This window comes from Arthrobacter sp. Z5-13 (assembly GCF_056499105.1).
On record NZ_CP096460.1, the window covers coordinates 1,775,059 to 1,793,915 of the forward strand.

The following is an 18,857-nucleotide window of genomic DNA, read 5'->3' on the forward strand; positions in this document are numbered from 1 at the left end:
ATAAAGGCCCTCTCCCGCCCGAGGAAGTAGTTCCTGGACGCTGAGGGCCCTTTTGTTACTGGGCATTTGGCCGCCTTGGCAGATAGGACCGGGCACGCGTCCTGAGCACGTATGATCAGGCTACGATGCCGCCCGATCGATGCCGCGGCGTCGATATTGGGGGAGGAACTCAAGAATGATTTCAAAGGTTATTGCGTCGGCCGTCTTGCTGGCAGGAGCGCTGGCTCTTTCCGGCTGCGGAGGTTCTCCGTCTGCGGCGCCTACGACTGGCACGCCGACGCCGACTGTGACCGCGCCGGCAGCCAATGGCGGCACGTACTCAACAGTGGCTGCGCTGAAGGACGCCTATGTGAAGGCTGGAGGTGCATGTCCGGCCTTCAACCAGACCAACAGGATCACTCTCGCCGCCGAGTCGGCGGAGTGCTGGAAGGACAGCGTCATCTCGACTTATGTGTCAAGTAGTGACATCAGCCTGCTCATTCAGAACATCAAGAAGCTAAACGCTGATTTGAAGTCGCCGGGAGGTCATTCATGGCTCGTGGGCGAGAACTGGGTAATCAACAGCCCGATGGCTGGCAAAATGCAGGAGAAAATGGGCGGGAAGGTCGTCAGCTTCTCCTGAACGCAGAAAGGCCCGCCCTAGGATTTCCCAAGGGCGGGCTTTGTCATCAGCCGATCATCACGCGGCGGCTTCGCGGCGCGGGAGCTCGTCGGCGTGGACGCTGGCGAGAGCGGCCTCGGCGTGCTCGCGGGCGCGTCCGGTGAGCTCAGTTAGATACTCGCCGAGCAGGGCCTCGGCCCGAGGGCCTTTGAAGTCGCAGCTGACCGTTTTTGGTCGAATGAGTGTCATGGCGACTCTCCCTCCACAAAGAGCCTTGGCCTGAGTTACCCACATAGCGCAACCTCTCCCCGCCTTGCCTTCCCTCGCTCCGCGAAGGTTGGTCTTGGAGGTAGAGATGAAAGCCAAAGACATACTTGGCCGGCGCGGGGAAGATCTTGCTGCCGGTTATCTGGAACTGCAGGGCATGCGGATTATCGACCGCAACTGGCGCTGCACGGACGGGGAAATTGACATCGTGGCGCTCGACGGCGACTCCCTCGTCGTCGCCGAGGTCAAGACACGCACGTCACTGTCCTACGGACATCCTTTTGAGGCCGTCGGCGTTAGCAAACTCGCCCGGCTGCATCGGCTGGCAGCAGCCTGGTGCCGCGACCATGAGCTGAGAATGCCGCTGCGGCGGGTGGACGTTATAGCCGTGGTTGACGACGGCGTAGGCGAGCCCGTGGTGGAGCACCTCAAGGGTGTGGGCTAGGTGGGGCTCGGCAGGGCCTACTCAGTTGCCCTGGTGGGGCTGAACGGCTACATAGTCGAAGTTGAGGCAGACATCGGCCAGACCCTTCCGGCATTTGTGATTCTGGGCCTGCCGGATGCGAGCCTTAACGAGGCCAAGGAGCGGATCCGTTCGGCCGCGCAGAACTCTGGTATTCCACTCAGCCGGCGCAAGATCACGGCCAACCTGATCCCCGCCTCTCTGCCAAAACGCGGCTCGGGGTTTGACCTCGCCATCACAATGTCGGTCCTCCGGGCAGCCAATGACATCAAGAGCACAGCGCGGACGGTCTTCATCTCCGAGCTGGGCCTTGACGGACGGCTTCGACCTGTTCGCGGGATCCTGCCGGCCGTGATGGCCGCTGTCCAGGCGGGTTATCCGGATATCGTGGTGGCGCAGGCGAATGCGGCCGAGGCCGAGCTTGTGCCCGGCGCACACGTGAGGGGATACAAGACCCTCGCACGGCTTGCCCTCGATTTCGGGGCTGATCCGCAGGAACTCGCCTTGGACTTCGAACCTGAGGACGAGGAGCCCTGCGACCAGGAGGATGTCGCCCGGCCAGCCCCCGACATGAGCGACGTATCAGGACAGGGGGATGCACGGCGTGCTTTGGAAGTGGCCGCGGCGGGAGCCCACCATCTGCTCCTGACGGGCCCTCCCGGCGCAGGCAAAACGATGCTTGCGGAGCGGCTTCCCGGGCTCCTCCCCGATCTTGGCGATACCGAGGCGATGGAAGTAACGGCCATTCACTCGCTGTGCTCCCTGCCCTCAGCTTCAGTCCAGCTTGTCCGGAGGCCGCCCTTCGAGAATCCACACCACAGTGCCACTTCGGCCGCCATCATAGGCGGCGGGTCCGGCCTGCCCAGACCCGGCGCAGCCTCACGGGCACATCGTGGGGTCCTTTTCCTTGACGAGGCGCCGGAGTACGAGCGCCGAGTCCTCGACGCCCTTCGCCAGCCGCTTGAGAGCGGTGAACTCGTCATCCACCGTTCGGCAGGTACGGCCGCCTACCCCGCCCGTTTCCAGTTGGTGCTGGCCTCCAATCCCTGCCCCTGCGGCAAAGCCTCGGGGAAAGGGCTGGACTGCACTTGTACGCCCATGATGAGGCGCCGCTATGTCGCGAGGATGTCAGGGCCGCTCCTTGACCGGGTGGACATCCAGTTGGAGGTCGAACGGGTTTCCTTGGCGGAGTTTGGTCAGTCCGGAGGGGAGGAAGACACCAGGACCATTGCCGCCCGCGTTGCAGCTGCCCGGAACAGGCAGTCGGAACGGCTCCTGCCTTTTGGCATGGAGACCAATTCGCAGGTGCCGGGCCGTGTTCTGCGGGGAATCCTGCGGTTACCGGCTCCCACAACACGGATTCTGGATCATTCACTGGAACGTGGTGTTTTGACTGCACGGGGATACGACAGGGTTCTCCGCTTGGCGTGGACACTTGCCGATCTTGGTGAACGCGGCAGCCCTGATTCCAATGACATCGGGCAAGCACTCGCTTTGCGGCAGGCAGCCACGTCGGCTGCGGCGTGAGAGGAAAAGATGACTGACAACGAGCGATCAGCCAGGGCTGCATTGTCCAGGCTGATGGAACCCCAGGATGCGGCTGGCATGGCATTGGTAAGCGTAGTTGGGGCAACAGACGCCCTGCGGATTGCCACTGGCCAGATAGGAACCGGACCGGAACTTGAACGTGATATCACAACCGTACTTGCGGACAGCGGCGGTGGAACCCACTGGCCGGGACTGGAAGCGGCATTGAAACGTTGGGCGCCCCGGATACCGGATCTGGCGCCGGAGCGGGACCTCGCGACTATGCAGCGGCTGGGAGGACGTATGATCATTCCCGCTGATGATCTCTGGCCGGGCCAATTAGAGGACTTGGGCATCCATCAGCCGCTGTGCCTCTGGTGGCGGGGCATGGAACAGGTGCTGCCAGCAGCTGCCAAATCTGTGGCCCTCGTTGGCTCCCGTGACAGCACCAGCTATGGCGCTTCGGTGACAGGTGATCTGGCCTATTCTTTGGCCCAACGTGGTTTTACGATCGTGTCGGGCGGGGCTTATGGCATTGACGCCCATGCTCACCGGGCCGCCCTTAGCGGAGGAACAGCACCGGTTCCCACCATCGCCGTGATGGCAGGAGGCGTTGACCGCTTCTATCCATCGGGCAACGAGGACCTGCTGAGAGCGGTAACCAATCAAGGTGCCGTTATTGCTGAAGTGCCGCCTGGCTCTGCGCCTACGAGGTATCGCTTCCTCCAAAGGAACCGGCTAATCGCTGCTTTGACGGCTGTCACTGTTGTAGTGGAAGCGAGGTGGCGCTCCGGGGCGCTCAATACTGCGCACCATGCCGAGAGTCTCGGAAGGGTGGTCGGAGCCGTTCCCGGCTCCGTCCACAGTGCAAACTCGGCCGGCTGCCATCGCCTGCTGAGGGACGGAGGTGCAGTGTGCGTCACGGACGCTGGTGACGTGGCAGAACTGGCTGGCCCCAGCGGAAGCTCGCTGTCGGACGATAAGCGCGGGGCAGCGGCAGACCATGACGGACTGACTCTTGAAGACCTGATCCTTCTGGATGCGCTTCCGCTGCGCTCCACGAGTTCGGTGGAAAAACTCACCGCAGTGGCGGGCCTGGGCATCGAATCGGTCCGTGCCGGGCTGGGGCGGCTTGGTCTCCTTGGCCTTGCCGTATCCGAGGGCGGAGGCTGGAAGAGGTCAAAGAAATCCTGCTGAACTGGTTGATGCCAGTGAGCCCAGGGACTCGCCGCGCGCATGCTTGATCCGGGCGCAAATGGTGGGAAAGTGAAGGCGTGAAGATCCAAGACCTGTCCTCCGCGCTTGCCGGTGCTGCCGACAGCTTTGGCAAATATCTTGTGGGGGAGCGGGCCCGGTCCCCGCATACGGTGCGGGCGTATCTCTCGGACCTGGAAAGCCTTCTTGTCCACGTTGCATTGGAAGGAATCACCAGCCCGGAGGACATAGAACTCGGGACATTGCGCCGTTGGCTGGGCGCCCAGAGCGAAGCCGGGATATCCCGGTCAACCCTCGCGCGGCGGGCTGCCACCGCGCGGGCTTTTACTGCCTGGGCGCTGCGCGAGGAACTGATCGCTGTCGATCCGGCCCTAAGGCTCAAGGCGCCGAAGCGGGAAGGATCCCTCCCGGGCGTCCTCAACCAGCAACAGGTTTCGAGACTTCTAACGGACCTGGAAACCACGGCGGCGGCTGGTGAGCCCATCCCGCTGAGGAACCGTGCAATGGTGGAACTGCTTTACGCAACGGGAGTGCGCGTGGGGGAGCTTGCCGGCATGGATGTCGACGATCTCGATCCGGACAGGAGGACATTGCGCGTCCTGGGCAAAGGCAACAAAGAGCGTACGGTTCCTTACGGCCTCCCTGCTGCTGTCGCCGTGGATGACTGGCTGCGTCGCGGGAGGCCACGCCTGGCTACGGATGTAAGTGGTCCGGCGCTTTTCCTGGGCCTGCGGGGAAAGCGGGTTGACCAGCGCCAGGTCCGGACAGTCGTTGAGGGCCTGCTTGAGGCCTTGGGCGATACATCGGCAACGGGGCCCCATGCCTTGCGCCACTCGGCAGCCACCCATTTGCTCGACGGTGGAGCTGACCTGCGGGCCGTCCAGGAAATCCTCGGGCACAGCAGCCTTGCCACTACCCAGATCTACACCCATGTCTCTGTAGACCGCTTGCGGAAGAGCTATCTTCAGGCTCATCCCCGCGCTTGAACGGTACCCCTTTGCCTCAGCCCGCTGCAATCAGAACCCGAAGCCCGGAAGGCAGGGCCCCGTAGTTCATGTTCGAATTGCACTGGCGTAATTAGGCGTGGTACGGCACAATAAGACTCAGTCGGCAACTCTCAACTGATGCTTGAAGCTAGGAACCTGGCACTTTACAAGACGCCGACGTTGCTCTGAAAATTTCATAAGTCTGGCAAGGATCACCCGCACTACGCGGTAACCGGGCAGCGGACACACATCCAGGCAGAGGTCGTTGGGGAAGACGTACCTACAGCTATGGAGGATGGAATGTCTGTTGCAATGACCCGCGGTCTGTTGTTCATTCACTCGGCCCCGACTGCCCTGTGCCCGCACGTTGAGTGGGCTATCGGGTCAGTCGTGGACAAGCGAACGGACCTGGAGTGGACTGCTCAGCCTGCTGCGCCCGGAATGTTCCGGGCGGAGCTGTCGTGGACGGGCAACCAGGGAACCGGTGCCCAGCTCGCTTCTGCCCTGCGCGGTTGGGCGCACCTCCGCTATGAAGTCACGGAAGAGCCCAGCCCCGGCGTCGACGGCGGACGCTGGTCGCACACCCCGGAGCTCGGCATCTTTCACGCCATGACGGACGTTCACGGAAACATCATGGTCTCTGAAGACCGCATCCGCTACGCCTATGAATCAGGCGCCGGCGATCCTTCCGCCGTCTACCACGAGCTGTCTCTGGCACTTGGCGAGGCGTGGGATGAGGAACTGGAACCCTTCAGGCACGCCGCGGAAGGTGCACCAGTCCGCTGGCTGCATCAGGTCGGCTAGATTTACCCTCCATAGCAAAGAAGTGGCCCCCACCGGAGTGAACTGCTCCGTGGGGGCCACTTCTGCGTATGGCTGCGATCGGTATAAGACCCTGCGGTGTTAGACGCTACGGACAGCGATGACCGCGTTGTGACCGCCGAAACCGAAGGAGTTGCTCAACGCGACGATGTTCCCGGAAGGGAGATCGCGGGCGCTGGTCACGACGTCAAGCCGGATTTCAGGATCCTGGTTTTCAAGGTTGATCGTCACCGGCGCCTTCCGGTCATAGACAGCGAGCACGGTCAGCACCGCTTCCACGGCCCCTGAGGCGCCCAGGAGGTGCCCCATCTGCGACTTGGTGGCGGAGACTGCCACGTTGTCCACGTGGGCACCGAGCGCGGCTTTAAGGGCCGTGTACTCCGGCTTGTCGCCTACCGGAGTGGAGGTGGCGTGTGCATTCACGTGGACAACGTCCTCCGCCTGCACGCGGCCGTCAAACATGGCTGCCTTCAGGGCCCGGGTTGCGCCAAGGCCTTCCGGGTCCGGGGCCGTGATGTGGTAAGCGTCAGCCGTCACCGACGTGCCTGCAAGCTCCGCATAAATGCGTGCACCGCGGGCAAGGGCGTGTTCTTCGGCTTCGAGGACAATGGCGCCGGCGCCTTCACCCATTACAAAGCCGTCCCGGTCCTTGTCGTACGGCCGTGAGGCGCCCTCAGGGTTCTCATTGCGCCGGGACAGTGCCTGCATGGAGGAGAAGGCTGCGATCGGCATCGGGTGGATCGCGGCTTCCGCACCGCCGCAAACAACGACGTCCGCTTTACCGGAACGGATCAGTTCAAGGCCAAGGTGCAAGGCTTCCGTTCCGGAGGCGCATGCTGAAACGGGAGTGTGGGCGCCTGCACGGGCACCGAGGTCAAGGCTGACTGCTGCGGCCACTCCATTGGGCATCAGCATCGGAACTGTCATGGGAAGAACCCGCCGAGGGCCCTTTTCACGCAGGGTGTCCCAGGCATCGAGGAGGGTCCAGACTCCGCCAATGCCGGTGGCGAAGGCAACGGCGAGCCGGTCGTGATCAACTTCGGTAATCCCGGAGTCACCCCAGGCCTCCCGGGCAGCGATGACGCCGAACTGGGTGGACGGGTCCATCCGCTTTGCTTCAACCCGGGCGAGCACGTCCAGGGCCGGGGTGGAGGCCCGCGCAGCAAAGTGGACAGGAAGCTCAAACTTGGCCACCCAGTCATCTTCGAGGGTGCGGGCTCCGGAGACGCCCTTCAGCGCATTCGTCCACATCGTGGGTACGTCGCCGCCGATGGGCGTGGTGGCACCCAGACCGGTAATGACTACTTTGCGTGTCATGGGATCACTCTCTGTCGGTGCTTGCCGCGCCCTGCGCTGGTGGCCGAAAGGCTGCGCGGGGCGTGCGTTAAGGATCTTTCGAAAACTTTGTATTTCTTTGGGCTGCCGGTCCCGGCGGCGGAATTGCCGACCGGGACCAGCGGCCCTCAGACCTGTTGCCTGAAAGCCGGACTAGGCCTGGGCGTTGGAAATGAAGCTGACGGCGTCGCCAACGGTCTTGAGGTTCTTGACCTCTTCGTCCGGGATGCGCACGCCGAACTTCTCTTCGGCGTTGACCACGATGGTCATCATGGAGATCGAGTCGATGTCCAGGTCCTCGGTGAAGGACTTGTCCAGCTCCACTGCCTCAGTAGCCAGGCCGGTCTCTTCGTTGACGATTTCAGCCAGGCCGGCCAGGATCTCTTCGTTGCTAGCCATTGGTGGCTCCTTTTCTTGTGTTGCCGGCAATTACCGGAAATGGTGCAAACCGCGGATACGGCTTGGTGTGGAAAGATGCGTGCTTTTCAGAACGTATTCAGTTGTTTCATCGGACCGGAGAACCGGTGCTTAGGGGAGCACGACAACCTGTGCGCCAAAGACCAGGCCGGCGCCGAAGCCGATCTGCAGGGCCAGCCCGCCGCTCAGAGCCGGGTTTTCCTTGAGGAGTCTGTGGGTGGCCAGGGGGATGGAGGCGGCGGAGGTGTTACCTGCTTCGGCGATGTCCCGGGCAACCGTGACCGTCTCGGGGAGTTTGAGCTTCTTTACCATCTCATCGATGATCCGCATGTTGGCCTGGTGGGGTACGAAGGCCACGAGGTCATCCGCCGTGACGCCTGCGGCGTCCAGCGCCTGCTGGGCCACCTTGGCCATCTCCCACACTGCCCAGCGGAAAACGGTCTGTCCGTCCTGGCGGAGGGTGGGCCAGATGGCTGCTTCGGTTACAGCGGCTTCGGCGGTGCTCAACGCGGTGAGGGTGGTGTTCCCGTGGGCAGCGTTCCCTTGAACGGGGTTCCCTTGGGAGTTGATCCGGGTCAGTCCCTGGGGGTCGAGTGCCTGGTCCCGGGCTTCATTCAGGGAATGCGTCATACCGATGGCATCCCACTTGCTGCCGTCCGAACCCCAGACCGATGGGCCGATACCGGGAGTGTCTGACGGGCCGATGACCACTGCGCCTGCGCCGTCACCGAGCAGGAAGGAGATGGTTCGCTCGGTGTTGTCGATGACGTCCGAAAGTTTCTCCGCACCAACCACCAGAACGTACTCTGCGGCTCCCGACCTGACGAGGGCGTCACCCTGGGCAATGCCGTAGCAGTAGCCCGCGCAGGCTGCGGAGATGTCGAAGGCTGGAGCGGGGGTGGCTCCGATCCGGTCCGCAAGGCTGGCTGCAGCGGACGGCGTTGCGTAGGGGTGGGTCACTGTGGAGACGATCACCGCGCCCAGCTGGGAGGCTTCGATGCCTGCCTTCTGGAGGGCCTCGCGGGCCGCGCCCTCGGCCATGTCGATCACGCTGACATCAGCGGCTGCACGGTGCCGGGTGACGATGCCGGTGCGCTGCCGGATCCACTCGTCAGAAGAATCGATCCACTGGCAAACGTCGTCGTTAGTGACGATGACATCGGGACGGTAGGCGCCGAGACCAAGAATCCTGGTGTTCGGATTTATAGGTGCCTGCTTGAGAACGGGAACGCTCATGACTGGCCCTCCAGCTCTGCGAAGAGGGCAAGGGCTGCGGAAAGGTCTTCCGGGGTCTTGACGGCGACTGTCTTGACGCCTGGCATTCCTCGCTTGGCGAGACCGGCAAGGGTACCGGCGGGGGCGAGTTCAATAACCCCGGTGACGCCTCGCTGAACCAGGGACTCCATGCACAGGTCCCACCGGACGGGCCGGGATACCTGGGCGATGAGGCTCTCCACTGCGGCGGAGCCTTCCGTCACCTCCTGGCCGTCAAAGTTGGAGAGGAGGGGCACCTGGGGTTTCTGCGGGGACAGGGTGGGCTTCAGGGCCTCCAGCGCGCTCACAGCGGGGGACATGTGCGAGGTGTGGAAGGCGCCTGCGACCTTCAAAGGGATGACCCGTGCCTTGGCCGGGGGATTGTCGGCGAGGAACTTCAGCTGATCGAAGGTGCCTGCGGCTACAGTCTGGCCGGCTCCATTGACGTTGGCCGGTGTTGCCCCCGAGGCTTCAATGGCAGCGAGGACCTCGGCGGAATCGCCGCCCACAACAGCGCTCATGCCGGTGGGGGTCACCGCCGCAGCCGCAGCCATGCTGTTGGCACGCTCGCGGACGAAGCTCATGGCCTCCGCCTCAGTGACGACGCCTGCCAGGGCGGAGGCAGTGATCTCTCCCACGGAGTGGCCCGCCAGGACCACCGGAAGGGTGCTGAGTTCGACGTCGAACAGTGACTTTGCTGCCACCAGGCCTGCGGCCACAATCAAAGGCTGCGCAACAGCAGTATCTTTGATCGTCTCTTCGTTCGAGGTGGTTCCATGCGCGGTGAGGTCTATGCCTGCGATTTCACTCAGAGCGGCCAGATGGCCTGCTACGGAAGGCAGTTCAAGCCAAGGGGCCAGAAAACCAGGGGTCTGGGAGCCCTGTCCAGGGCAGACGATTGCAAGCACGTATCCAGCTTTCCAAATTACCGAGCGATTCAGCGGTGCATTGATGCACCAAGCTCCATGGGTCAGTTTGTAGGAAGTCTACAACGGTTCAGTTGTTGTTTCGGGACGGTTGGCGTTCCGTGGCAGCCTTCGGAGGGGTGGATAAACGGCCCACCACCAGCGCCGCCTGGAGAACAAATGCCTCCCGGGGGAGGAGCGGATCCCATCCTGTAACATCACAAACCCGCTTCAGCCGGTAACGCACAGTGTTGGCATGAACGAAGAGTTCCCGGGCTGTTGCCTCCAACGAATGCCCTAGTTCCAAATACGTTCCCAGCGTCTCCACGAGTCCGTTGGAGGCCGCCACCAGGGGTCTGTAGATGTTTTTCACCAGGCACCTGCGCGCTGCATCGTCGCCGGAAATGACCCGTTCAGGCAGCAGGTCATCGGCGGCGACCGGGCGGGGCGCCGAAGGCCAGGCACGGGCAGCGGTCAACCCGGCAAAGGCCGACTGGGCTGAACCGCTGGCTTCCAGGAGCGAACCGGCTTCCGGACCGTAGACCACCGGACCCGGAGCGAACAGCTCGCTGAGCTTCTGATAAGCGGACTCCCTGTCCTGCAAACCACCCAGGATGAGGATCAGGCGGTCACCTTGGATGCCTACAAGGGCGTCCTCGGCAAAGCGGCCGGCAGTACGGCGCAATTCGCTCACGTAGCTCGCGCTTGGCTCGGACGGCGAGTTACCGACCATAACAGTGAACCGTTCCTGGGCTTTCCAACCCAAAGCAGCGATCCTGGATCTCAGTGCGTCTGTGTTCTCCCCGCGAAGGATCGCATCAACAATCAGTGCTTCCAGGCGTGTGTCCCAGGATCCCCGGGATTCCGCGGCCCGGGCGTAGACGTCTGCGGCTGCAAAGGCCACTTCCCGGGAATAGCGCAGCACGGCTTCACGCAGCGACGGCTGATCAGCCTCGGGAGCGATCACCGGCACCTGGTCCTCGACAACCTCCACCACAATGCGGATCAGCTGGAGGGCTTTTTGCAGGCTGATGGAGCGGGTGAGTTCAGTTGGCGCTGTCCCGAACACATCCGAAAGAATCCACGACGGCGAACTCGGCCTTTCGTACCAGGTCACGAACGCTGCGATGCCGTTTTGGGCGACCATCCCGAGGGCAGACCGCTCATCCGAGCTGAGCCTGCTGTACCAAGGAAGCGATTTTTCCAGTTGGCGCAAAGTGGTGGTGGACAGCTGGCCCACGCTGGCCCGCAGCTTTTTAAGCGTTTCGGTCTTTTCGGGGCTGAGTGCCCGTGACGCAGGTTTGCGCTTTGGGGGAGTTGGGTTTGGCTCTGCCATGCAACGAGCATACGGTGCGCGCCGGGCAAGCTCCATTTGTGCGAAGGCTACAAACCACCTTTCGGCCCAAGAACGAAGACGGCGGTCCCCACCGAAAGGTGGGAACCGCCGTCGCCATGGCAATGCTCAATGCAGGTGCTGTCCGGGGCTAGGAGTCGCCTCCAGCGTTCCCGGTGCTGCCGGCATTGACGTTGTGCAGGCGGTACTTCTCGATTGCCTGGGCGGGTGCTCCTGCGTCCACCTCTCCGCGGCGCGCCAGCATCTCAAGGGACCGGACAACCACTGAGTGGGTGTCGTTCTTGAAGAAGCGGCGTGCAGCGGCACGGGTGTCCGAGAAACCGAACCCGTCCGCGCCGAGCGAGGCGAACTCGTTCGGCAGGAACTGACGGATCTGGTCCGGCACGGCCTTCATGTAGTCGGTAACGGCAACAATCGGTCCTGTTGCCCCGGCCAACTGCTGGGCCACGAACGGTGTCCGTGCAGGCTGTCCCGGGTTCAGGAACGCCTCTTCTTCGGCGGCAAGGCCGTCGCGGCGGAGTTCGTTCCAGGACGTAACAGACCAGACGTCGGCGGAAACGCCCCAGTCCTCGGCAAGGATTCGTTGGGCGTCCAGGGCCCAGGGAACCGACACGCCCGAGGCAAGGATCTGGGTCCGGGGACCGTCGATCTTGGCCGGTGCCAGCAGATAGATGCCCTTGAGGAGTCCCTCGACGTCCAGTTCTTCGGGCTCCGCAGGCTGCAGGATTGGCTCGTTGTACACCGTGAGGTAGTACATGAGGTTCCGGTCACCACTGTTCTCGCCGTACATCCGCTCCAGGCCGTCACGGACGATGTGGCCCATTTCGTAACCGTAAGCGGGGTCATAGGTGACCACGGCGGGGTTTGTGGCGGCCAGAATCGGGGAGTGTCCGTCAGCGTGCTGGAGGCCTTCACCGGTAAGGGTGGTGCGGCCAGCCGTTGCGCCGATGATGAAACCACGAGTCATCTGGTCAGCCGCTGCCCAGAAAGCATCACCTGTCCGCTGGAAACCGAACATTGAGTAGAACACATAAACCGGTATCAGCGGCTGGCCGTGGGTGGCGTATGCGGTTCCGGCTGCGGTGAAGGCCGCCACTGCTCCGGCTTCGTTAATGCCCGGGTGGATCAGCTGCCCGGCGGGAGACTCCTTGTAAGCCAGGACGAGGTCCCGGTCCACGGAAAGGTAGTTCTGGCCCTTGGGGTTGTAGATCTTGGCCGTCGGGAAGAAGGCGTCCATACCGAAGGTACGGGCCTCATCGGGGATGATCGGCACAATCCGCTGGCCGAATTCCTTATCCCTCATGAGGTCCTTGAGCAACCGGACGAACGCCATCGTGGTGGCCGCCATTTGCTTGCCCGAACCGCGCCTGGCAACTTCATAAGCCTTGGTGTCAGGAAGCTTGACCTCCACGTGCTCGGACCGCCGCTCGGGAACAGAACCGCCCAAGGCAGCCCGCCGCTCCATCATGTATTTGATTTCAGGAGCTTCGGTTCCAGGGTGGAAATACGGCGGCTGGTAAGGGTCGCCTTCAAGCTGGTCATCCGAAATGGGGATGCGCAGGTGGTCCCGGAATGCCTTGAGGTCATCCAAGGTGAGTTTCTTCATCTGGTGAGTGGCGTTGCGGCCTTCGAAGTGCGGTCCCAGACCATAGCCCTTGACCGTCTTCGCCAGGATGACGGTGGGCTTGCCCTTGAATTCAGTGGCTGCCTTGTATGCGGCGTAGACCTTGCGGTAGTCATGCCCGCCGCGCTTGAGGTTCCAGATGTCGTCGTCGCTCAAGTCCGCGACCATGTCCTTGGTCTGCGGGGTCTTACCGAAGAAGTGCTCGCGCACGAATCCACCGGATTCGGCCTTGTACGTCTGGTAATCGCCGTCGGCCGTTTCGTTCATGATCTTCACGAGCGATCCATCCGAATCGCGCGTCAGCAGGTCGTCCCACTCGCGGCCCCAGACCACCTTGATGACGTTCCAGCCGGCGCCACGGAAGAACGCCTCCAGTTCCTGCATGATCTTGCCGTTGCCGCGGACCGGCCCGTCAAGGCGCTGCAGGTTGCAGTTGATCACAAAGTTCAGGTTGTCCAGGTTCTCGTTTGCTGCGAGCTGGAGCAGGCCGCGTGACTCGGGCTCGTCCATTTCCCCGTCGCCCAGGAATGCCCAGACCTGCTGGTCTGAGGTGTCCTTGAAGCCACGGTTGTGCAGGTACCGGTTGGACTGGGCCTGGTAAATAGCATTCATGGGTCCAATGCCCATGGACACTGTGGGGAATTCCCAGAAGTCGGGCATCAGCCGGGGATGCGGATAGGAGGAGAGGGCATGTCCCTCACGGGACTTTTCCTGCCTGAACCCATCGAGGTCCTTCTCGCTGAGCCGGCCTTCCATAAAGGCACGTGCGTACATTCCCGGGGACGCGTGTCCCTGGAAGAACACCTGGTCCCCGCCACTGGGGTGGTCCTTGCCGCGGAAGAAGTGGTTAAAACCCACCTCGTAAAGCGTCGCAGCACCGGCATAGGTGGAGATGTGCCCGCCAACGCCGATATTGGGGCGCTGGGAACGGTGCACCATCACTGCTGCATTCCAGCGCATGTATGCCCGGTAGCGGCGCTCGTACTCCTCGTTTCCGGGGAATTCCGCTTCCTGGTCCACCGGGATGGTGTTCACATAGTCCGTGGTGGTAACCATCGGAACCCCGACGCTCTGGGCGCCGGCACGCTGCAACAGACTGCGCATGATGTACTGGGCACGCTCGGTGCCCTGTTCCCTGATCAGCGAGTCGAGGGACTCAATCCATTCGGCGGTCTCATCCGGATCACGATCAGGCAGCTGGTTAGTCAACCCGCTGAGGATATGGGAGGTATCTTCTCCTGCAGCCACGTCCAACCTCTCTTTGCGCGCATTCAGCGGCGCCCTCAGGTCCGGCAGGGTAACTGCCTGGCGTGAACGCGACGTGTGCGACGTATCGGTAACATCAGCCCGGTCATGTGCGCCGGGCAGGGGTCCTATCACGTCTATGACCACACATAAAGCCAGAGCGGTTGCCCCGCAGGCATAGACGTCATCAGCAACTCTAACTCTGACCGCGATGCGATGCGTAGCCGCCTGCTTTATACCCCTGTCGTATTTCGCAGTCATACTGGTTGTGTGACAATCCGTCGGGTAGCCTCAGCGGATCCGGCGCGCCCCTTGACGCAGAAATTGCAGGGCCACGGGGCCAACAGCTTGATGCACAGGCACAAAGGGTGTTGGCTTGTACTAATGGAGGTCGCCTGACTTTTATGCAATCAAGAGTATTGGAGGAACACGTGAGCGAGGCCGACGCCGCCACTTCGGTAAATGTGGCGGAAAAATTGGGTTTCAAAAACGGGGATCTGATTCAGGAGTTCGGTTACGACGACGACGTCGACTTCGACTTACGTGACGATATTGAAGACCTCACGGGCTCGGAACTTCTCGATGAGGACGACCACGACGTCGTTGACGCCGCAATACTGTGGTGGAGGGCCGACGACGGCGATCTGGTGGACACCCTTGTCGAACCCCTGACCACCCTCTCCGAGGGCGGTGCAATCTGGGTACTTACCCCGAAATCCGGCCGACCCGGTTATGTGTCTCCTGCGGACATCCAGGATGCTGCCCCCACCGCTGGCCTGCACGTCACCACTTCAGCCGGCGTCTCCAAGGACTGGAGCGCCACCCGGTTGGTGACCAGGAAGAATAAGTGACCCTGCCGGTTCAGGCCTTGGGGGAACACACGCTCGTGCCCGTCGTCGGCCAAGCGGCTCCCGACTTCGAACTGGTCAATCAGTTCGGTGAGCCTGTCCGGCTCACTGGGTTGCGCGGCCAAAACGTGGTTGTGCTTTTTTATCCGTTTGCCTTTTCCGGTATCTGCACCCAAGAGCTGTGCGAGATCCGGGACAATCTTGCTGTGTTCGATGAGACGAACGCTACCGTGCTGGCAGTTTCTGTTGACAGTAAGTTCACGCTTCGTGCGTATGCAGAGGCGGAAGGCTATGGCTTCAACCTGCTGGCCGACTTTTGGCCACACGGGGCGGTAGCAGAGCAGTACGGGGTATTTGATGCCGTCACGGGGATGGCCTTGCGCGGCACTTTTATCATCGACGCGCACGGCGTGATCCAATACGTCGTGGTCAATCCCCGCGGACAGGCCCGGGACCTGGCCGACTATCGTGCGGCCTTGGCTGGACTGGTCAGGTAACCGGATCAATGAGGCAGCGGCGGCCGGGGATCGGGATGACTGGGTTTGCAATCCTGCCCTCGGTTCCTGCCGAAGACCCCGCCCCCGATCAGCTGGAAACACTCCAGGCGATAGCGGGACTCCTTGCCGGCCTCCGGTTTGCCATGCTCACCGGAGCCGGATTGAGTACCGATTCCGGGATTCCCGATTACCGTGGCCCTGGATCGCCTCCCCGCGAGCCCATGACCTACCAGGAGTTCGTGGGGAAGCACCATAATCGCCAGCGCTATTGGGCACGCAACCACATCGGATGGTCGCGCCTGTTGCGGGCCGATCCGAACCCCGGACACTTGGCCGTCACAGCTCTTGAACAGCGTGGGCTTTTGACTGGCCTTATTACACAGAACGTTGACCGCCTGCATGAAGACGCTGGAAGCGTCAACGTGGTTGATCTGCACGGCCGTTTTGACCAGGTGGTCTGCCTCTCGTGCTCCCGCCGCTACAGCCGGAAACTTGTGGCGGGCGTGCTTGAAGAACTCAATCCGGGATTCCTTGAGGAAGCACTTGCTGCCGGAGTGGTCGAGATGGCGCCCGACGCTGATGCTGAAGTAGACGACTCCCGGCTGATCGAGAGCTTCGTAATCGCCAATTGCCCGGCCTGCGGTGGGCTGCTCAAGCCGGACTTCGTCTATTTTGGCGAAAATGTTCCGAGAGCAAGAGTGGAGCAGGCCTACGGCATGGTGGACGAAGGTGAAGCCCTTGTGGTTGCAGGATCCTCACTGACCGTGATGAGCGGTTTGCGCTTCGTGCGGCATGCAGGGAAGCAGGGAAAACCGGTGGTCATCATTAACCGGGGTGAAACCCGCGGAGATAACCTGGCCACCATAAAGCTCGAAGCTGGTGTAAGTGAGTCACTGACCTGGCTGGCGGCTAATCTTCCCGCCCTATAGGGCAAACATCGGGCGGCGGCGAAGGCGATTGGATTTCTCCGCCCGGGTTCGGGTAGAGTCTATGTTCGTTGGTTGGACGCGCGAAAGCGTTGAAACCATACGATGGGTCTTTAGCTCAGCTGGTAGAGCGCCACGTTTACACCGTGGATGTCATCGGTTCGATCCCGGTAGGACCCACCACAGGAAACCCCGTCATTCTGGTTTATTTAGCCAGAGTGACGGGGTTTTTCGCGTTCCTTTGTTTGTCGGACCCTCGCTGTAGCTTGGGCCAATGGAACACGTACTAGTACGCCTGAACCCCAATGGCCATCCCGCAGCTGTCGTCAGGAGTGGCCGGGAGTGGACCGTCGGAGCCGACTGCGTCCGGTGGTTTGAGCGTACAAACTGGTGGGAATCCCAGCGGAGAATGCCGAAGGGGCTGAGCCGTGTAGATGTGGAGGTGTGGCAGATCCAGGCGAGGTTGGGCCACAATCGTTCTTCTCCGTTGACCACCATGGAGTTGATCCGCGACGGATTGGGGGGAGGCTGGCGGGTTCGCTCTGCCGTGGCCGCTTAAGGTGAGCCATTCAGCGCGATATTAGCGCTAACCACAGAATTGGATAAGCCCTCCACCGCGGCTATTGGGGGATGCCGCGGTGGAAGGCTTGGAATGAATATACCGTGAAGCGTTGGAAAAGAGAAACAACACGCAACTATTAAGGAAACTTCAGGGCAACATCTGTTAGCGGGCCGTGCGCCTGACGTCCAACACAGGGCGACAAGATGCCGGTATCCGCGGAATCAATCTTTCCGGTACACCGAGACGTGGCTGCGGGAGTCCGCGGTGAATTCGCTGCGGTCCCAGTCCGCCCATCTCGATTCGAGCTCGAATCCGGCCAGCCGCGCCATAAGATCCAGCTCGCTGGGCCAGATGTAGCGGTGCGGTGTACGTCCGATCCTTGCGTCCCTCCCGGCCGATAGCTCGGCGCTGAATTTCACGTGGTGCGAGACGACGTGCTGCTGTAACACGTCATAGGTATCGACCAGCAGGTATCCGGGCTGGCTCACCTCGACTGTCGCCGCGTGTCCGGGCGGAAGCGAACGCAGCTGCGGCACCCAGAGCTCAATAACGAAGCGCCGCCTGGTGCCAGATGACGGGCGGCGTTCTGGAAACACCGGACCTGTTCGTCCTGTGTGAGGAGGTTGGAGATGGTGTTGAACACTAGAAAAGCCAGCGAATAGTTCTCGCCTGCAGATGCCTCAGTCATGTCACCCGGGACGACTCCAATGCGCTCCTCGCTGGCCTTTTCACGTAGCCGTGAGATCATCGCATGGGACAGCTCGATGCCGCTGACCTGGACCCCCGCTTCTGCCAAGGGAATGGCGACACGCCCCGTGCCAATGGCGAACTCGACTGCCGGACCGTCGCCTGCGAGCTTCGACAGAACCTCTACCGTGGGCCGAAGAACTTCGGGAGAGAACATTCCTTGCCCAGGAGTGTCGTACTCTTTCGCGACGGTCTCATCCCAAAGCTGTTGCTGATCAACCATCCCGCCACTATTTCATAAGCCGCGCAAGGGCCGTGGTGAAGCGCGGCCAACATCGTCCAGACACGGGAATGATGATCACAAACGTCACCTGCGAGGCTGTAGAAATACCCGGGGTTGATCCCGCCAGTTCGGCTCCAACTCTGCCAGGGAGTGGCGCATGATCTTGTCAGCTGCTTCCCGCGCCCCCACTGAATCTGCGGCCGCGATCGCCTCTGCCACCTCTCTGTGCCATCCGAGGGCAGCTTCACTCGGGTGATCGGGCATCAATCCCAGGACAGTCCGGCCTGTCAGAGTCTCGGCTACCTGCCCCACGAGGTTTGCGAACATCTCATTGCCCGAGCCCGTGAGCAGTAACGAATGGAACCGGATGTCCAGGTTCAGGAACTGGGGGAGGTCGCCAGCCTCGCCTGCGGCTTTCATTGCGTCGGACACTTCAAGGAGCTCGCTCCGAAGGGCCTCCGGCGCGTTGAGGGCCGCAAGCTCCGCAGCTATTGGTTCAACCGCGGAACGGAGCTCTGCGAGTGAGCGGAGTTGAGCTCCGCGGGCATCTCCCGCCAGGCGCCACCGGATCACGAGAGGATCGAACGGGTTCCAGCGGTCGGCGGGCAGGACCCGGATGCCTACCCGCTTGATCGTTTCGACCAGGCCCAGGGACTGCAGGACCCGGACTGCTTCGCGGACCACCGAGCGGGATACTTGAAGTTCATCCTCCAGTTGCTCAGCCAGTACAACATGACCTGCGGGAAGACTTCCTCCGACGATGCTGGTCCCCAAATGTTCAATGGCGCGATGGTGGAGGCTGGTTGACATAGTGGTAAGCATAATCGTGCCCGTGTTGTTTCTTTCAGCTGGCTGCCGGCAGGTCGGAAGATGCACCCGGGCAGGCCTTTGGGCCTTTTTATGACGCAAAGTCTTCCAGTACGTGGGCTGAACTTCCTCGTACTGTCCGGCAATACATATGCTTTATTCATATCCACTGCTTCTCAAACTGTGTTCCGCAGGAAGTACGGGACTGGATGCATACCCTGCACATGAATGA

The 18,857-nt window shown here is 61.8% G+C and carries 18 protein-coding genes, 1 tRNA gene and 1 pseudogene; 11 read left to right on the forward strand and 9 right to left on the reverse strand.

Translation table 11 applies throughout. The annotated features are described in order from the left end of the window. Positions 1-175 precede the first annotated feature (175 nt). Positions 176-622, forward strand: a complete 447-nt coding sequence (locus tag M1E02_RS08400; RefSeq protein ID WP_479377608.1) for a hypothetical protein — start codon at positions 176-178, stop codon at positions 620-622. A gap of 57 nt (positions 623-679) precedes the next feature. Here M1E02_RS08400 and M1E02_RS08405 read toward each other — a convergent pair whose 3' ends face one another. Beyond that, positions 680-850, reverse strand: a complete 171-nt coding sequence (locus M1E02_RS08405) for a hypothetical protein (protein ID WP_479377609.1) — start codon at positions 848-850, stop codon at positions 680-682. Between the two features lie 106 nt (positions 851-956). On the opposite strand from M1E02_RS08405, the gene M1E02_RS08410 reads away from it, so the two are divergent. The 5 genes from M1E02_RS08410 to M1E02_RS08430 all read left to right on the forward strand — a co-directional run bounded on the left by M1E02_RS08410 (position 957) and on the right by M1E02_RS08430 (position 5,863). Continuing rightward, a complete protein-coding gene (locus tag M1E02_RS08410; RefSeq protein ID WP_479377610.1) occupies positions 957-1,313 on the forward strand; it encodes a YraN family protein in 357 nt (118 codons plus the stop codon). Further along, positions 1,314-2,858, forward strand: coding sequence for a YifB family Mg chelatase-like AAA ATPase (locus M1E02_RS08415; RefSeq protein ID WP_479377611.1), 1,545 nt, complete (start codon positions 1,314-1,316; stop codon positions 2,856-2,858). It abuts the gene before it with no gap. Positions 2,859-2,867: 9 nt separating this feature from the next. Beyond that, a complete protein-coding gene (dprA, locus tag M1E02_RS08420; RefSeq protein WP_479377612.1) occupies positions 2,868-4,055 on the forward strand; it encodes a DNA-processing protein DprA in 1,188 nt (395 codons plus the stop codon). Between the two features lie 77 nt (positions 4,056-4,132). Then, the gene (locus M1E02_RS08425) at positions 4,133-5,059 is read left to right on the forward strand and encodes a tyrosine recombinase XerC (protein ID WP_479377613.1); all 927 of its coding nucleotides are present in this window, start codon (positions 4,133-4,135) and stop codon (positions 5,057-5,059) included. Positions 5,060-5,359: 300 nt separating this feature from the next. After that, on the forward strand, positions 5,360-5,863 hold the full coding sequence (locus M1E02_RS08430; RefSeq protein ID WP_479377614.1) for a DUF3145 domain-containing protein: 504 nt from the start codon (positions 5,360-5,362) through the stop codon (positions 5,861-5,863). A gap of 99 nt (positions 5,864-5,962) precedes the next feature. Here the strand turns inward: M1E02_RS08430 and M1E02_RS08435 are convergent, their stop codons facing one another. From M1E02_RS08435 to aceE, 6 genes are all read right to left on the reverse strand, one after another. Then, positions 5,963-7,198, reverse strand: a complete 1,236-nt coding sequence (locus M1E02_RS08435) for a beta-ketoacyl-[acyl-carrier-protein] synthase family protein (RefSeq protein WP_479377615.1) — start codon at positions 7,196-7,198, stop codon at positions 5,963-5,965. 171 nt (positions 7,199-7,369) lie between these two features. Further along, complete coding sequence (locus M1E02_RS08440) at positions 7,370-7,615, reverse strand: acyl carrier protein (RefSeq protein WP_214840220.1); 246 nt, start codon at positions 7,613-7,615, stop codon at positions 7,370-7,372. A 129-nt stretch (positions 7,616-7,744) separates the two neighbouring features. Beyond that, the gene (locus M1E02_RS08445; protein ID WP_479377616.1) at positions 7,745-8,869 is read right to left on the reverse strand and encodes a beta-ketoacyl-ACP synthase III; all 1,125 of its coding nucleotides are present in this window, start codon (positions 8,867-8,869) and stop codon (positions 7,745-7,747) included. Next, complete coding sequence (locus tag M1E02_RS08450) at positions 8,866-9,795, reverse strand: ACP S-malonyltransferase (protein WP_479377617.1); 930 nt, start codon at positions 9,793-9,795, stop codon at positions 8,866-8,868. Before M1E02_RS08450 ends, M1E02_RS08445 begins: the two co-directional genes overlap by 4 nt. An 88-nt stretch (positions 9,796-9,883) precedes the next feature. Beyond that, positions 9,884-11,128 carry a PucR family transcriptional regulator gene (locus M1E02_RS08455; RefSeq protein ID WP_479377618.1) on the reverse strand — a complete coding sequence of 415 codons (1,245 nt, stop codon included), beginning with the start codon at positions 11,126-11,128 and terminating at the stop codon, positions 9,884-9,886. Between the two features lie 148 nt (positions 11,129-11,276). Then, complete coding sequence (gene aceE / locus M1E02_RS08460; protein WP_479378104.1) at positions 11,277-14,018, reverse strand: pyruvate dehydrogenase (acetyl-transferring), homodimeric type; 2,742 nt, start codon at positions 14,016-14,018, stop codon at positions 11,277-11,279. A gap of 428 nt (positions 14,019-14,446) precedes the next feature. On the opposite strand from aceE, the gene M1E02_RS08465 reads away from it, so the two are divergent. From M1E02_RS08465 to M1E02_RS08485, 5 genes are all read left to right on the forward strand, one after another. Next, positions 14,447-14,866, forward strand: coding sequence for a DUF3052 domain-containing protein (locus tag M1E02_RS08465; RefSeq protein ID WP_309105427.1), 420 nt, complete (start codon positions 14,447-14,449; stop codon positions 14,864-14,866). A gap of 2 nt (positions 14,867-14,868) precedes the next feature. After that, on the forward strand, positions 14,869-15,360 hold the full coding sequence (locus tag M1E02_RS08470) for a peroxiredoxin (protein WP_479378105.1): 492 nt from the start codon (positions 14,869-14,871) through the stop codon (positions 15,358-15,360). Positions 15,361-15,368: 8 nt separating this feature from the next. Continuing rightward, positions 15,369-16,289 carry an NAD-dependent protein deacetylase gene (locus M1E02_RS08475; RefSeq protein ID WP_479377619.1) on the forward strand — a complete coding sequence of 307 codons (921 nt, stop codon included), beginning with the start codon at positions 15,369-15,371 and terminating at the stop codon, positions 16,287-16,289. Between the two features lie 104 nt (positions 16,290-16,393). Further along, positions 16,394-16,469, forward strand: a tRNA-Val gene (locus M1E02_RS08480). A gap of 91 nt (positions 16,470-16,560) precedes the next feature. Next, positions 16,561-16,845, forward strand: a complete 285-nt coding sequence (locus M1E02_RS08485; protein ID WP_479377620.1) for a hypothetical protein — start codon at positions 16,561-16,563, stop codon at positions 16,843-16,845. 224 nt (positions 16,846-17,069) lie between these two features. On the opposite strand, the pseudogene M1E02_RS08490 reads toward M1E02_RS08485, so the two are convergent. Continuing rightward, positions 17,070-17,818 (reverse strand): annotated as a pseudogene (locus M1E02_RS08490) (class I SAM-dependent methyltransferase). Between the two features lie 84 nt (positions 17,819-17,902). Then, positions 17,903-18,628 (reverse strand): FadR/GntR family transcriptional regulator, encoded by a 726-nt coding sequence (locus tag M1E02_RS08495; protein ID WP_479377621.1) that lies wholly within the window; start codon positions 18,626-18,628, stop codon positions 17,903-17,905. Between the last annotated feature and the right edge of the window lie 229 nt (positions 18,629-18,857).

Excerpts from the sequence above, each read along its gene's own strand:
- M1E02_RS08400 (WP_479377608.1), top strand. The coding sequence starts at position 176 with ATGATTTCAAAGGTTATTGCGTCGGCCGTCTTGCTGGCAGGAGCGCTG.
- M1E02_RS08405 (WP_479377609.1), bottom strand. The coding sequence starts at position 850 with ATGACACTCATTCGACCAAAAACGGTCAGCTGCGACTTCAAAGGCCCT.
- M1E02_RS08410 (WP_479377610.1), top strand. The coding sequence starts at position 957 with ATGAAAGCCAAAGACATACTTGGCCGGCGCGGGGAAGATCTTGCTGCC.
- dprA (WP_479377612.1), top strand. The coding sequence starts at position 2,868 with ATGACTGACAACGAGCGATCAGCCAGGGCTGCATTGTCCAGGCTGATG.
- M1E02_RS08430 (WP_479377614.1), top strand. The coding sequence starts at position 5,360 with ATGTCTGTTGCAATGACCCGCGGTCTGTTGTTCATTCACTCGGCCCCG.
- M1E02_RS08435 (WP_479377615.1), bottom strand. The coding sequence starts at position 7,198 with ATGACACGCAAAGTAGTCATTACCGGTCTGGGTGCCACCACGCCCATC.
- M1E02_RS08440 (WP_214840220.1), bottom strand. The coding sequence starts at position 7,615 with ATGGCTAGCAACGAAGAGATCCTGGCCGGCCTGGCTGAAATCGTCAAC.
- M1E02_RS08445 (WP_479377616.1), bottom strand. The coding sequence starts at position 8,869 with ATGAGCGTTCCCGTTCTCAAGCAGGCACCTATAAATCCGAACACCAGG.
- M1E02_RS08455 (WP_479377618.1), bottom strand. The coding sequence starts at position 11,128 with ATGGCAGAGCCAAACCCAACTCCCCCAAAGCGCAAACCTGCGTCACGG.
- M1E02_RS08475 (WP_479377619.1), top strand. The coding sequence starts at position 15,369 with ATGAGGCAGCGGCGGCCGGGGATCGGGATGACTGGGTTTGCAATCCTG.
- M1E02_RS08485 (WP_479377620.1), top strand. The coding sequence starts at position 16,561 with ATGGAACACGTACTAGTACGCCTGAACCCCAATGGCCATCCCGCAGCT.
- M1E02_RS08495 (WP_479377621.1), bottom strand. The coding sequence starts at position 18,628 with ATGTCAACCAGCCTCCACCATCGCGCCATTGAACATTTGGGGACCAGC.